At 60.6% G+C, this 13,033-nt stretch carries 13 protein-coding genes and 1 pseudogene; 10 read left to right on the top strand and 4 right to left on the bottom strand.

Translation table 11 applies throughout. The features are described from left to right. A pseudogene (locus M653_RS1000000136200) lies at positions 1 to 86 on the top strand (IS5/IS1182 family transposase); the annotation flags it as partial. Positions 87 to 513: 427 nt separating this feature from the next. On the opposite strand, the gene M653_RS0127050 reads toward M653_RS1000000136200, so the two are convergent. Next, positions 514 to 1,956: a PLP-dependent aminotransferase family protein gene (locus M653_RS0127050; RefSeq protein ID WP_245262377.1), complete on the bottom strand. Its 1,443-nt coding sequence runs from the start codon at positions 1,954 to 1,956 to the stop codon at positions 514 to 516. A gap of 272 nt (positions 1,957 to 2,228) precedes the next feature. Here M653_RS0127050 and iolE point away from each other — a divergent pair, with 272 nt between their 5' ends. From iolE to M653_RS0127015, 7 genes are all read left to right on the top strand, one after another. After that, entirely contained in the window at positions 2,229 to 3,137 is a 909-nt protein-coding gene (gene iolE / locus M653_RS0127045; RefSeq protein ID WP_027146120.1) for a myo-inosose-2 dehydratase, read from the top strand. A gap of 27 nt (positions 3,138 to 3,164) precedes the next feature. After that, positions 3,165 to 4,256, top strand: coding sequence for an ABC transporter ATP-binding protein (locus M653_RS0127040; RefSeq protein ID WP_027146119.1), 1,092 nt, complete (start codon positions 3,165 to 3,167; stop codon positions 4,254 to 4,256). 1 nt (position 4,257) lies between these two features. Beyond that, positions 4,258 to 5,577, top strand: coding sequence for an extracellular solute-binding protein (locus M653_RS0127035; RefSeq protein ID WP_198028845.1), 1,320 nt, complete (start codon positions 4,258 to 4,260; stop codon positions 5,575 to 5,577). Continuing rightward, complete coding sequence (locus M653_RS0127030) at positions 5,577 to 6,485, top strand: sugar ABC transporter permease (protein WP_032936224.1); 909 nt, start codon at positions 5,577 to 5,579, stop codon at positions 6,483 to 6,485. The genes M653_RS0127035 and M653_RS0127030 overlap by 1 nt, the downstream gene beginning before the upstream one ends. Further along, positions 6,482 to 7,300, top strand: coding sequence for a carbohydrate ABC transporter permease (locus M653_RS0127025; protein ID WP_084636919.1), 819 nt, complete (start codon positions 6,482 to 6,484; stop codon positions 7,298 to 7,300). The genes M653_RS0127030 and M653_RS0127025 overlap by 4 nt, the downstream gene beginning before the upstream one ends. Before the next feature lie 97 nt (positions 7,301 to 7,397). Next, positions 7,398 to 8,390, top strand: a complete 993-nt coding sequence (gene iolG / locus M653_RS0127020) for an inositol 2-dehydrogenase (RefSeq protein ID WP_027146115.1) — start codon at positions 7,398 to 7,400, stop codon at positions 8,388 to 8,390. 25 nt (positions 8,391 to 8,415) lie between these two features. Further along, positions 8,416 to 9,354: a sugar phosphate isomerase/epimerase gene (locus M653_RS0127015; RefSeq protein WP_027146114.1), complete on the top strand. Its 939-nt coding sequence runs from the start codon at positions 8,416 to 8,418 to the stop codon at positions 9,352 to 9,354. 46 nt (positions 9,355 to 9,400) lie between these two features. Here the strand turns inward: M653_RS0127015 and M653_RS01000000133700 are convergent, their stop codons facing one another. Together M653_RS01000000133700 and M653_RS0127000 are read right to left on the bottom strand one after the other, a co-directional pair. Next, entirely contained in the window at positions 9,401 to 9,919 is a 519-nt protein-coding gene (locus M653_RS01000000133700; RefSeq protein ID WP_156938296.1) for a hypothetical protein, read from the bottom strand. A 577-nt stretch (positions 9,920 to 10,496) separates the two neighbouring features. Continuing rightward, positions 10,497 to 10,919, bottom strand: coding sequence for a hypothetical protein (locus tag M653_RS0127000; RefSeq protein WP_245262376.1), 423 nt, complete (start codon positions 10,917 to 10,919; stop codon positions 10,497 to 10,499). Here M653_RS0127000 and M653_RS1000000137050 point away from each other — a divergent pair. Further along, positions 10,912 to 11,262: a hypothetical protein gene (locus M653_RS1000000137050; protein WP_156938295.1), complete on the top strand. Its 351-nt coding sequence runs from the start codon at positions 10,912 to 10,914 to the stop codon at positions 11,260 to 11,262. The genes M653_RS0127000 and M653_RS1000000137050 overlap by 8 nt on opposite strands. Before the next feature lie 348 nt (positions 11,263 to 11,610). On the opposite strand, the gene M653_RS0126995 is transcribed toward M653_RS1000000137050, so the two are convergent. Beyond that, positions 11,611 to 11,913: a hypothetical protein gene (locus tag M653_RS0126995; protein WP_027146111.1), complete on the bottom strand. Its 303-nt coding sequence runs from the start codon at positions 11,911 to 11,913 to the stop codon at positions 11,611 to 11,613. Positions 11,914 to 12,202: 289 nt separating this feature from the next. On the opposite strand from M653_RS0126995, the gene M653_RS0126990 reads away from it, so the two are divergent. After that, positions 12,203 to 13,021 (top strand): Ku protein, encoded by an 819-nt coding sequence (locus tag M653_RS0126990; RefSeq protein WP_027146110.1) that lies wholly within the window; start codon positions 12,203 to 12,205, stop codon positions 13,019 to 13,021. Positions 13,022 to 13,033 lie beyond the last annotated feature (12 nt).

Raw genomic sequence — 13,033 nt, 5'->3', positions numbered from 1 at the left:
GCCGCGTCGCAACACGATACGACAAGTTGCTCGCCAACTTCATGGGCTTTGTCAAACTTGCCGCTATCGCTATCTGGCTCAGGTAGTTAAATCGTCACTACGCCCTAGGTGTGTAGTCCCCAACTGTGATGGTGTAAAAACAGAGCTGGAGCCATCGGCGGTATTCTGGTCGGCGAACGTTAGGACAGCTTTTTCAACATTGGCCGATAGCTGCCCAACTAACCTTCGCCTGTAGGGTCGAGCCGGTTGCACAGCTGCTCCAAGGGAGCAGCAAATTCGGTGCATAGCGGAGCACGCTGTGCAGCGGATCGGCAACGGTGGACCGAAGCGAAGCGGCAAGTCTCAACACCCTTGTAAATCCTCGGGCCTGCCATTCAGTCCGCCCCATTTCCGGATGTTTCACCCTTCAGAATAAATCGGACGTAGTTAGCACCGAGTAGTTGGCAACACTTGACCGAAACACCGGCGGCAGTCTGGCGGCGCCAACCACCACTTCATCGCGGGCAGACGGGCTCACGGCAAGGTCCGTACATGCTCGATGGCCTGGCGTAGACGTCGGATTCCCGCCTCGCTCTCGGCCTTGTTGCAGGCGGCATAGCCAAGCACCAGGCCATTGCCGGAGGATGACCAGTAATATTTCGACAGCGGCGATGCGTTGACACCGAGTTTGTCGGCACAATGCACGACCGCCCGATCGTCACAGCGTTCGTGAAGCGAGGCAACGACCTGGATACCGGCTTCCGCCGCCGAAAGAGTGATGTGATCGGCCAGTTCGGTCTCGCACAATTCGTAGAAAAACTTGCGTCGCTCGGCGTAAATGCGGCGCATGCGCTTGAGGTGGCGGCTCATGTGACCTTCATCGATGAAATCGGCTAGCGCCGCCTGAAGCACCAGGGGTGCGAATTGCCCGGTGGTGCTCAGCGCATGCGGAATGCCCTTGCACAAGGCTGCGGGCAAGACCATGAACCCCAGCCTGAGCGCCGGAAACAGCAACTTGGCAAAGGTGCCGACATAGATGACCCGGTCAGCGTAATCCATGCTCTGTATGGCGGGGACCGGCCTTCCCTGAAATCTGTACTCGCCGTCGAAGTCATCCTCGATGATCCAGGAATTGTTGCGCTCGGCGATTTCGAATAGCCGCAGCCGCTGGTCCATGCGCATCGTTATCCCCAAGGGATGCTGGCAGGCGGGCGTCACATAGATCAGGCGCGGTGAAACCTCGGGCTGGCTCATCTGCCAGCCGTCGCGGTCGACGGCAAGCGGCACAATATTGGCGCCAGCGACCGTGAAAGTCGCCTTGGCCGCGTAATAGCCCGGTTCCTCCAGCCAGACCGTGTCGCCCGGATCGAGCAGCAGACGCGCCAGCAGATCGAACGCCGCCTGCGCTCCCGTTGTCACGACGATCTGTTCGGGAGAACACCGTACCCCCCTGGCCGAGGTCAGGTAGCCGGCGATCGCCTCCTTGAGCGCCGGCAGGCCGGTCACATGATATGTACCGAACAACATATCAGCGCCAAACGTTGCCCGGCGTGCGAGCAGCCTGCCCCAGACGCCAAACGGGAAGTTTTGCGGGTCCGGCATGCCCGGATGAAAGGCAAAGCGTCCCGGCGATCCGTGATGGAAGGGTTGCTGCATCAGGCTCTCGCCGCGCCTGGAAAGCGGGCGATGGATTGCCGTGGCCCTGGGTTTGCTGCCTAGATCGGTGGAGTTTACGGGCAGGTCGATGACCACCGGGCGCGCGCCCTGCCGGCTTGCAAGATAGCCTTCCGTCGCCAACTGGTCATACGCACCGACGATAGTGTTGCGGGCGAGGCCCAGATCCTCAGCCAGCGCGCGCGTCGATGGCAATTCCGATCCCGGCGCCAGACGACGCCCACGGATCATGGCCGCAATCTGCCGATAGAGCTGGCGATGGATCGGTTCATCGATTGTCCGCTCGATAATCAGCGCGTCCATCGGAAAGGCTTGGCGCCGTCGCCTTGATATCTGCATCGCAAAAGCCTCGCGGCATGAGAGCGGACCGAGCTTAGGCGAGCGCCGCGCCAATTGAAACTGGCACCTTCACTTCCCGTCAAACTGGCTCTCGCGATGGAGACAGATCGGCGCTTAAATGAAAAGAAAGAGGAACGACTGGCCAGACAGACCACAAGCGGAACGCCTTCACCGACATGATTGGTTCGGATGAGGCGCCGCCAGCAATGGCATGGCCTGCCCGATGAGGAGCGATGATGGCTGTCCGCATAGGCATAAATCCGATCACATGGAGCAACGACGACGTGCCTGAGCTGGGCGGGGATACGCCACTCGAGGTCTGCCTTTCCGAAACGGCCGAAGCCGGCTATGCGGGAACGGAACTCGGCGGCAAGTTCCCGCGTGCCAGCAAGGTGCTGGCTGCTGTTCTCGCAACCCATGGCCTTAAGCTGGTCTCCGGCTGGTACGATGGCCGGATCTGCGAAAAGGAGGTCGAAGAGGAGTTCGACGCCATCCTGCCGCATCTGACGCTGCTGCGCGACCTCGGCGCCAAGCACGTCGTCTACGCCGATACGTCGCGAGGCCGCCATGGCGCCATTCACGATCCGATCTCGCAGCGTCCCAAGCTTGCCGACGGCGAGTGGAAGTCCTACGGCAACAAGATAACGCGACTGGCCGAACGGTTTGCGGATTTCGGCGTCGGCATGGCGTTTCACCATCACATGGGAACCATCGTCGAGACGGATCACGAGATCGGCAGGCTGATGGGCGGTTCAGGGCAAGCCGTTGGCCTCCTCTATGACACCGGCCACTGCCTGTTTTCCGGCGGCGATCCCGAGACGTTGCTGCAGCGTCATGTCGGCCGCGTCGTCCACGTGCACTGCAAGGATGTGCGACCGGATGTGCTGAAGCGCGCTCGCGCCCTGGATATGAGCTTCATGGGCGCGGTGATGGAAGGCATCTTCACCGTGCCAGGAGATGGGTCCATTGACTATTTGACGCTTTTGCGGGTGCTGGCCGACAATGGCTATGCCGGCTGGCTGGTGGTCGAGGCCGAACAGGATCCGGGCAAGGCCCACCCGCTTACTTATGCGACGATGGGCTATCGCAACTTGCGCGACCTGGCCCTCAAGGCCGGTTTCGAGGTCAAGGAACGGGAGAGCTGATACCCTTCGGGGCGCTGGGGAGCGGCAATGAGTTCTGTCCTGTACCAAGGTGTGGTCAAGAACTACGGCGCGCTGAACGTCTTGCGCTCGCTAGACCTTGCTGTCCCCGACCACATGTTCCTGGCCCTGCTCGGTCCTTCGGGTTGCGGCAAGACGACGGCGTTGCGCATCCTGGCCGGTCTCGACATGCCGAGCGCCGGCAAGCTCTTCATCGGGGAGCGTGAGGTCACCCGGCTGCAGCCGCGCGACCGCGACATCGCCATGGTCTTCCAGAGCTATGCGCTCTACCCCCAGATGACGGTTGGCGAGAACATCGGCTATCCCTTGTGGATACGCAGCATGCCTGACGGCGAGCGCCGCACCAAGATCGCCGAGGTCGCCGCGGTCCTCGAAATCAGCCATCTGCTCGATCGCCGGCCGCGCCAGCTCTCGGGCGGCCAGAGGCAACGCGTGGCGCTTGCGCGTGCCATCGTCCGCGATCCGGCGGCCTTCCTCATGGACGAGCCGCTGTCGAACCTGGACGCAAGGTTGCGCCTGACCATGCGCGGCGAGATCAAGCGGCTTTGTCAGCGGCTCGGCGCAACCACCCTCTATGTCACCCACGACCAGGTCGAGGCTTTGACCATGGCGGACTTCGTCGCGGTGATGCACGCCGGGGAGCTGCAGCAGATGGCGCCGCCGGGCGATATCTACGATCGCCCAGCGAACCGTTTCGTGGCCACCTTCGTCGGCAATCCGCCGATGAACATCCTTCCGGTCGCGCTTGCCGAACAAGGCATCGCGATCGGTGGAACGCTGGTTTCGATCCCCGCTGCTCGACTGGCGGCATGCCGTGTGGCGCAAGTGATCGAGATCGGGCTGCGGCCGGAAGACATGAGCGTTTCGGCACCGGGCGCGCCCAACGCGCTGCCTGGTGAGATCTACGTTGTCGAACCGATGGGCAACGAGACGTTGGTCAATGTTCGCATCGGCGGCGGCAATGTCTCGGTCCGCGCTGGCCGCGACTTCAGGGGCGCGGTGGGCGCCAATATCGCGGTCACTTTTGATGTGTCGAACGCGTGCTTCTTCAATTCGGCCGGCCTCACGGCCGTCCACAGGGTCAACAGTGATGGAGAGTGAAATGACGCAGTCCAGCAGAAGCAGACTTACTCGCCGCACCGTGCTCAAGGGAGGACTTGGTTTGGCGCTTGCCAGCACCGCCCTTACCGCACTCGGCCTGCCTGTCCCGGCCAGGGCGGCCGGCAAGAAGGTGATCATCGGCGCTTTCGCCGATGGCGGCCTGACGCCGTTCAAACAGAAGATCATCCCGCTGGCCAAGGATGCCGGCTTCGACATCGAATTCCTCGAGGATGAATATGGCGTGACGCTGGAGAAGTGGTTCGCCGACGCAAAGAACAGCGCCGGCCAGTACGACCTCTACCTTCTGGACGATCCATGGGTCCCGCAGTTCGGCGCCGCCAATGTGCTCGAGGATCTTGGAGCGGCCGGCATCGACGGCGGTGACAAGGATTGGATCGGCTCGATGATCGACATGGGCTACTGGCCGCCGCAGAAGGGCGCACGCGTGAAAGGCTTCGAAACCGCCACGCCGACGCTGATCTGTGTGCCGTTCGTCGGCGATCTGCAGACCCTGACCTACCGCAACGATGTCTACACGAGCGGTGCGCCGAAGACCTGGGACGAGGTCATCGCCAAGGGCAAGGAAGGCGTGGCGGCGGGCAAGATCAAATATCCGGTCGTGTTCCGCGGCGTTTCCGGAAATCCGATCGTGACCAGCTGGTATCCGGTCTTCCTGTCGTTTGGCGGATCCTTCTTCGACGACAAATGGAACCCGGTCTTCAATTCCGCCGAAGGCAAGGCCTCCGCAGAATTCTTCGTCGGCACCATGAAGCAGAACGCGCCGAACGGCGTCGTCGAGTTCGACTCGGACCAGGAAGGTGCAGCGATCCTCGGCGGCGAAGCAGGCGCTATCATTCAGTATTCCGGCAATGCGCTGAAGGCGGACGATCCCACACAGACCAAGGTCGCTGGCAAGCTCGATTTCGGCGTCGTGCCGAAGCAGACAGCGGCGATAGCCCAGATGGGCATCTTTATTGCCGGCATTCCGAAATCGGCACCCAACAAAGCCAACTCGGTCGAGTTCCTGAAATGGTATGTCAGCGCCGATATCCAGGCCAAGCTGTCGGAAGCAGGCTCCATTCCGGTCAAGCGCAGCGCCTTCGGCATTGCCAAGCCCGGCAACCGCCTGATCCCGGTTGCTCTGCAGCAGCTCGACGCTGGCGCGCTGCCCAGGCCGCGCACCCCAGACTGGGCCAAGGTCGAGGAACTGCTCGGCATCGAGCTCAACAAGGCGCTGCAGGCTGGCTCGGGTGGCGGGGCCGCATTGGACAATGCCGCCAAGCAGGTCAAGGAATACCTGTCTTCGGTCGGCTACTATTGATGGCAAACGGCGGGACGCAGAGGCGCAAATACCGTCTGCAGGGGGCGGGGCTCGACCTCGCCCTCCCTTATCTCATGCTGGCGCCAGGCCTGCTGATCGTGCTTGGCGTGCTCGTCTATCCCTTGTGGGACGGTCTGCGCGCCAGCACCAAGGCCTATCGCTACGGCTCGGTCGTAGCGGATGTCGGAATGCAGAACTACATCCAGCTGTGGAGCGATCCGCAGTTTCTGAACGCGCTGTGGGTGACGGTGAAATTCGTCGCCCTCTCGGTCACCTTCGAGGCAATCCTGGGCTTTGCCCTGGCGCTGTTTTGCCTGCGGGAATTTCGCGGCATCCGTCTGCTGAGAACCATCCTGATCATCCCGATGGTGATCACGCCGGTCGTGGTCGCCATCGTCTTCCGGCTGATTTATGCCAGCGATGCCGGCATGCTGACGGCAATCTCCGAGTGGATGGGTGCCGGCCAGGTGCAGATCCTCGGCAGCCCCGTCAAGGCCTTCATCGGCCTCGTCGTTCTCGATGTCTGGGAATGGACGCCGCTGATGTTCCTGATCCTGCTGGCCGGCCTGCAGTCGCTGCCGCACGAACCTTTCGAGGCTGCCCGCGTCGACGGCGCCGGCAACTGGCGGGTGTTTGCCGACCTGACCTTTCCGATGATGCGGCCCGTGCTGGCGATAGCCATCGTGCTTCGAACGATCGACGCCTTCGGCACGTTCGACCAGGTGTTCGTGCTCACCCGGGGCGGACCGGGCGAGGCGACGCGGCTGGTCTCGATTTATGGCTACGACACTGCCTTCAAGTTCCAGCAGACGGGCTATGCGGCAGCACTTTTCGTCACCATCGGTCTCGTTGTGCTTGCCCTGGCCTTTAGCGCCGTGCGGCTTTTGCGCAGGGTCGACGCATCATGAACAGTCCTCTGGCCCGCATCGGGGTAATGAGCGCGGTGCTGGCCGTCGTGCTCTTGCCCATCTACTGGCTTGTCTCGACCTCGCTGAAGTCCAATCGCGAGATCACCCAGGAAGGCACGCTCTATCCGCACGTCCCGACACTGGACAATTATATCAGGCTGTTCACCGAAAAGCAGTTCGGCGCCTATCTGACCAACTCGCTGGTGGTGACGTTCTTCTCCGTGGTGATTGCCCTGGTCGCCGGCGCCATGGGCGCCTATGCGATCGCCCGCTTTCGCCTGCCTTTCGTGATGGAGCGCAAGGTCGGCCTGTTCCTGCTGACGCTGCGCATCGTGCCCCCGGTCGTCATCCTGATCCCGGTTTATCTACTGATGCTCAAGCTCGGCCTGCTCGACAGCTGGTTGGGTTTAATCGCCACCTACACCGCCTTCAACATCACCTTCTGCGTCTGGATGATGGAGAGCTTCTTTCGGGAAATCCCCGTGGATCTCGAGGAAGCCGCCATGGTCGATGGCGATTCCCGTTTCGGTGCGTTCCGGCGCATCACCCTCCCGCTGGCAGCACCCGGCCTCGCGGCGACCGCCATCTTTGCCGTGCTTGTCACTTTCAACGAATTCCTGTTCGCGCTGGCGCTGACGGCCACACCGCGGGCGATGACGATGCCGCGCGGCACCGCCACGCTGATCGGCCGCATCGACACCGACTGGGCCTCGATGTCGGCGGCCGGCGTCATCGGCGCGCTGCCGATCGTCTTCTTCGCGCTTCTGGTGCAGCGCCATCTGGTTCGCGGGCTGACCATGGGAGCCGTCAAATGACGACCCGGCTGGGCAGCCACTCACCTCAATCAAGTCGCCGTCCCGGCCACGCTCAAGGCCGCGCGACACCACGCGGCCTTTCAAGGAAATCAGGCGCATGATCGATGTCTGTCTATTCGGAGCGGGCCTTATCGGCCAGGTGCATGCAGCCAACTTGGCGCGCCATCCNCGGGTGCGCCTGCGCTATATCGTCGATCCAAACACCGAGGCCGCATCGAAGGCCGCGACCCTGACGGGAGCCGAGATCGCCGACACTCAGACCGCGATGAACGACCCGTCGATCCGCATGGTGTTCATCGCTTCGGCAACGAGAACGCATGCGGACCTGGCCATGGCCGCGGCCGCCAAGGGCAAGGCGATCTTCTGTGAAAAGCCGATCGATCTTGATCTCAAGCGTACGGATCAATGTCTGGCGGCTGTCGAGAAGGCAGGTGTGCCCTTTCAGATCGGATTCAACCGTCGGTTCGACCCGAGTTTTCGGGCGCTGAAGGCGCGCCTTGCGCAAGGCGAGATCGGCGCCGTTGAACAGGTCATCATCACCAGCCGGGATCCGGAACCGGAAACCGAGGAAGCGCTGGCCGGGGGAGGGGGCGTCTTCCGGGAGATGACCATCCACGACTTCGACATGGCACGAAACCTGTTGGGCGAGGAGCCGGTGGAGCTCTTCGCGACCGGGTCGTCACTTGTCGCGGCGCAATATGCCAAGCTGGGGGACTACGATACCGCGATGTTCGTGCTGCGCACGGCGTCCGGCCGGCAATGTCACATCAACAACAGCGTCAGGGCCGCCTACGGCTACGACCAGCGCATCGAGGTGCATGGCGCGGATGGGATGCTGCGGGCCGGCAACAGGGTCCCGACATCGGTGGAATTATCAGGCGCAAAGGCGATATCGCGCGACAAGCCCTACTACTTCTTCGTTGAGCGTTATGCCGAGTCCTACGCTGCCGAGATCGATCATTTCATCATCTGCGTCGAGACAGGGCGACGGCCCGACGTCACAGCAACCGACGGCCGCAAAGCGATGATCCTGTGCGAGGCAGCGCTTGCCTCCGCCAAGTCGGGCAGGTTCGAGACCGTCAGGTTTTAGTGCAATCGAAACGAGGAGCTTCCAGATGAAGATCGGGATGATTACGGACAGCCTCGGCGACCTCTCATTCGACGAGATGCTGCGCGCCTCGGCCGAGCTTGGACTTCAGACACTGGAGTTTGCCTGCGGCAACTGGTCGTCGGCGCCCCATATCGACCTGCAGGCCATGCTGGCGAACGCCGCCACGCGCAAGGAATTCGTTGCCAAGATCCGGGATCACGGGCTGACCATTGCAGCGTTCAATTGCTCGGGCAATCCACTGCACCCGGGGCCGCAGGGGAAGGTCCATCATAGCGTGACACAGGACACCATTCGGCTGGCCGGCCTCATGGAGATCGATCGTGTAGTCATGATGTCGGGCCTGCCGGGCGGACCAGGTGACGCTAACCCGAACTGGATCATCACCGATTGGCCGCCGGAATGCCTCAAGATCCAGCGTTATCAGTGGGAAGAGCGGATAATTCCCTACTGGCGCGACCTCGTCGCGTTTTCAAACAACCTCGGCATTCACAAACTGTGCCTGGAACTGCATGGGCATCAGGCCGTGTACAATGTCCAGACATTGTTCAAGCTCCGTGACGCGGTCGGTGAAACGGTCGGCGCCAACTATGACCCCAGTCATCCGCTGTGGATGGGGGCGGATCCGATTGCCGCCATTCGAGCGCTCGGCTCGGCCATTTACTATGTGCACGCCAAAGATACCCGGATCGAGCCAATCACCGCGGCCATCGACGGCACGCTAGATCCGCGTCCACCAAACCTCTATGCCGAACGGGCCTGGAATTACATCACACTCGGATACGGTCACGGTGAGACCTGGTGGCGGCAGTTCTGTACCGCGCTCAAGCAGGTTGGCTACGACGATGTCTTGTCAATCGAGCACGAGGACATGATGCTGACCCCGATGGAAGGTATGCGAAAATCGGTTGCGCTCCTGCGCAACGTCGCAATCAACCTTTCATAAAGCGGGAACTTGCCTATCTTCGGGCACGGAAGCGGCCTCCTACTGACTAGTTCTCGGCGTGGCTGAAGACGACAGTACCGCTGTCCTTGCGAACTTCAACGCATACAACGCCGTCGTCAACCCTTCGGGTCTGGAACATGGCGATTGCGTGATCTTTGGCCGTCTTTTCAGCGTCAAAGGTCACCTTGTCAATGACGCCTGCCTTCCGTACCAGATCACTGTGAACGCCATTTCCGGCTCCTCGCTGGAATGGAGCGCCTGCCACAGAGGTCGACACGGTGTGTAGCAGTGGCCTAGTCGCCGTCGCAGCTTGGAGACTTGGCGCCGTCCAACCAACATTGTCAACCAGCGCGCTACTCGCGCTGGCGCTCATTTGGAAGTGGACCCGACAACATGCGTAGGGCGGCGCGATCGTCCTTAAGGTCAATCTGACCTGAGCACTGCGTTGTTGCCCCATCACTCGAACAACGTCGAGAGCCTTCTGGATGCGCTTGTCCAATCCCTTCTTGACGAGCGCTGCTATGTCGGCGTCGATGTTTTTGCCTTTTCCCGCAAGTGAACGCAACGGTGTTTGACTGCCTGTCGCAACAGTGCGGCTATTCCTTCGGGACGCATCTAGAACAAGACCTCCCTCGTCAAGTTGGCCCGGTCCGAGTGAAGATCCGGATTGGGATCGGGCGCATCACTCGAAGCCTGCCAACAGCCTGTCATACTCCATATGGAAATATGGTTGCAGTGTAACGCCTGATAAGTGAAAATTTCTGACGTCAAACGGTTGGTAGTTGCGTTCGCTCAAGGAACGGTCCTTACGACAACCGGCTAAGACGCGCCTTAATTGTGCGCTTCTGCTCTGGCTCAGAGGCATCCAATTTTATGTTCTGCCATCTGTTTGTCCAGATGTCTGGAGTCTCGTCCTTATCGATCTCGCTTGCGGAGGCGACTAGCCAAAACTGCTTTGCTAATGCGCCCGCAGTGTGGACAACTAAGGGCAGTGAACTTCGGCGAAGGTGGGACGAATTTGCCCTCATCTGTAATTGCCTCTGACTTCGACACCAAGCTGCACTGCTGGCTAGCAAAATCAAACAACATTTACCACGCAGTGCACCCGCGCCCCGTGGCTGGAGGGCGTCCCGAATCGCTGACTAGTTGAAATGTCCGGAACTGCGAAGTTTCGATAGCAGGATCATTGCGGTGCCGCGGTACTCGGCGCGCACATGCTCGCTCAACGGAGACGATTCCCAGGCAGCCAGTTCCGCAACGAAAGGAGAAGCATCACCATTTATTGACGCGCACCTAAGGCGGCCGCTCTTCTCAAGCACGACTATAGCCGCATCCGCTTCACCGTACCCTATTGCTGCCATCCGCTGAATATTGGCGTCCCCGTCGATGCGGACATCGAACAAAACAGATCCCGCCGTTTTATCCGCAGCATCGGCCACCCTGTCGGAAAATGGTCGCTGTAAGCCATCGCTGTCGGCGATCGATTGCTCAAACAGGACCATTTCAACGTGCCCAGCCACCATGCTGGCGACAGTGCGCCGTCTGCCGAGATTGGCAATGGCCACGGCTGAACATCCGCACATTGCCGTCAGCTTTCACACAGGAATCGCAACATTGACCATCAACAAACCGGCCTGGGCGCGGCGCATCCGCGAGCGCAAAATCGACCCGGACCAAGCAGCCTATCGATGCCCTCGAAAACGCCGTGGCCTCGGCATTTGCATCCAGAAGCAGTTCGACATGCTCGGCAAGGGGGCAGCGACCCGTCGTCCCCTCCGATACAAAGCGCATCAATGGTTGGTCTGCCATTTGCTCAAAGTTGAAACAATGGCGTGGAGCGCTTGCCGATGCCGGCGGCGAACTCGTGGCCATGCGACTGCGGGCGCCAGCACTCAAGTGCAGCCATGATGCGCGCAACGCGGACCACGTGAAGTGATTAGTGGTGTGCCGGCGGGTGCAAGTGGCAGGGCTGCTGGATATGCAACGCGGCCCTTGCCTTCCTGAACCGACTGCCCTTGGTAGCTTTGATCGTGGCTTGCGCGATCGAACCGGGCCTGTTCGTCGCCTCCTTCCAGGAACGCGCGGTCCCGTCCACCGCGACTGCCTAGGCCATCCAGGTCGATACCCAGAACGGAGTACGATCCGGAGCTCGGGATCAATGGGCGTCGCGAAGCGCCGCCCTCCAATGCTGAATTGCCTGGCGGATGGAAAACCAACGCACCCTTTGAGCCGCCCGGGGAAATCGGTCTCGGAACGCTATGTTAGTTCGTAGTAAAAATCGCAGATCAAATCCGCGACCTTCACAGCTTCAAAGTCCGTCATGTGAGCGGTCGTCTCGATGGCGACCGTTTCCATGTTGTCCTGGTCGGCGGCCAGTAGGTCCAATATCCTGGCAAACTTGAGCTTGAGCTCCCGGTCACCGTCGAATTCATCGAGAGTGACGTGCAATACGTTCAGGTTTGCCTCTATCAATCTTGTTTGTATGGGGTCGGAGGAGGCGGCCAGCGTACGAACTGCTGCGAAAAAATGCTCGCGCGCGTTGGCGTATTTATCGTCCATTTTTTCAAACCTTATGGTCAGCGATGCGCCCTGGACGTGGGCGGGAACGTCGGCTTACGCTTTGGCCCAAGCTGAGTCAACGAATGAGGGTTGGCCGAGCCGGTGACCGCGTCATCGGCAATGCCGTGGAAGCGGGCAAATCTGCACGAGGTCGGCTACTGGCGCGCAGCATCTCCCGGTGATGGGCAATGCTGTCGGGCGACCCAGTAGCTGCGCCCGCCAGGATACTCCGACGGAACGGGTGACGACCTCGTGTGTTCTTTATTCGGGGCAGACAAGGAGCAAGGTCATGGCGGCACCACGAGCGGTTTGGAAGGGCTTCCTGAAGGTCGGGTCGGTGTCGTGCGGCGTGAAGATTGTCGGTGCGACCAGCGAGGCCTCCAAAATCCATTTCAAGATTTTGAATCGTGAAGATGGCCTGCCTGTCAAAAGTGCCTATGTGGATGAAGAGACCGGCGATGTCGTCGAGAGTGAGGACCAGGTCAAGGGTTATGAGGTGGACAAGGACCATTTCATCAAGGTCGAGCCTGACGAGATCAAGAAACTCAAGCTGACATCGACTCACACTCTCGAGGTGGATTCATTTGTCGCGATCGGAGACATCGACACCCGATATCTGGAAAAGCCCTATTACCTCATCCCGGCGGACGGCGCCTCCCTCGAAGCCTTTTGCGTTCTTCGCGACGCGATGGCGAACAAGCGCGTGGCTGCGCGCTCTTGCGTGGTGCTCTACCAGCGCGGGCGCGAGGTGCTGATCCAACCATTCCAGAGGGGGATGCTGCTGACCGAATTGCGCGCTCACAATGAGATGACGTCGGAAAAGACCGTGTTTGATGGCTTGAAAAACCACAAATACGACGAAGACCTTCTTGAGATAGCCGCCCTGTTGATCGACAAGAAAGTCACCACGTTCGACCCGTCAAAATTCGAAGACACATACGAGGACGCGTTAATCGCCATGATCGATGCCAAGCGCAAAGGCAAGGCGCCGCCCAAGCCGGTGCCGGCACCAAAAGAGAATGTCGTCGACCTGGCCTCGGTTCTTCGCAAGAGCCTGGCCAAGGAAGGCATCAAGGGCGCCAAAGCCAAGACCCGAAAGTCGGCGTAGCAATGCTGGCGC

The organism is Mesorhizobium sp. WSM3626, assembly GCF_000513935.1.
GTDB lineage: Bacteria > Pseudomonadota > Alphaproteobacteria > Rhizobiales > Rhizobiaceae > Mesorhizobium > Mesorhizobium salmacidum.
The sequence above is the reverse complement of the archived record's forward strand: the minus strand, read 5'-3'. Positions and strand labels throughout refer to the sequence as shown.

What these genes read in the sequence shown, in the direction of transcription:
- M653_RS0127050 (WP_245262377.1), bottom strand. Translation starts at nt 1,956, where the DNA reads ATGGACGCGCTGATTATCGAGCGGACAATCGATGAACCGATCCATCGC.
- iolE (WP_027146120.1), top strand. Translation starts at nt 2,229, where the DNA reads ATGGCTGTCCGCATAGGCATAAATCCGATCACATGGAGCAACGACGAC.
- M653_RS0127040 (WP_027146119.1), top strand. Translation starts at nt 3,165, where the DNA reads ATGAGTTCTGTCCTGTACCAAGGTGTGGTCAAGAACTACGGCGCGCTG.
- M653_RS0127035 (WP_198028845.1), top strand. Translation starts at nt 4,258, where the DNA reads ATGACGCAGTCCAGCAGAAGCAGACTTACTCGCCGCACCGTGCTCAAG.
- M653_RS0127030 (WP_032936224.1), top strand. Translation starts at nt 5,577, where the DNA reads ATGGCAAACGGCGGGACGCAGAGGCGCAAATACCGTCTGCAGGGGGCG.
- M653_RS0127025 (WP_084636919.1), top strand. Translation starts at nt 6,482, where the DNA reads ATGAACAGTCCTCTGGCCCGCATCGGGGTAATGAGCGCGGTGCTGGCC.
- M653_RS0127015 (WP_027146114.1), top strand. Translation starts at nt 8,416, where the DNA reads ATGAAGATCGGGATGATTACGGACAGCCTCGGCGACCTCTCATTCGAC.
- M653_RS1000000137050 (WP_156938295.1), top strand. Translation starts at nt 10,912, where the DNA reads ATGGCCACGGCTGAACATCCGCACATTGCCGTCAGCTTTCACACAGGA.
- M653_RS0126995 (WP_027146111.1), bottom strand. Translation starts at nt 11,913, where the DNA reads ATGGACGATAAATACGCCAACGCGCGCGAGCATTTTTTCGCAGCAGTT.
- M653_RS0126990 (WP_027146110.1), top strand. Translation starts at nt 12,203, where the DNA reads ATGGCGGCACCACGAGCGGTTTGGAAGGGCTTCCTGAAGGTCGGGTCG.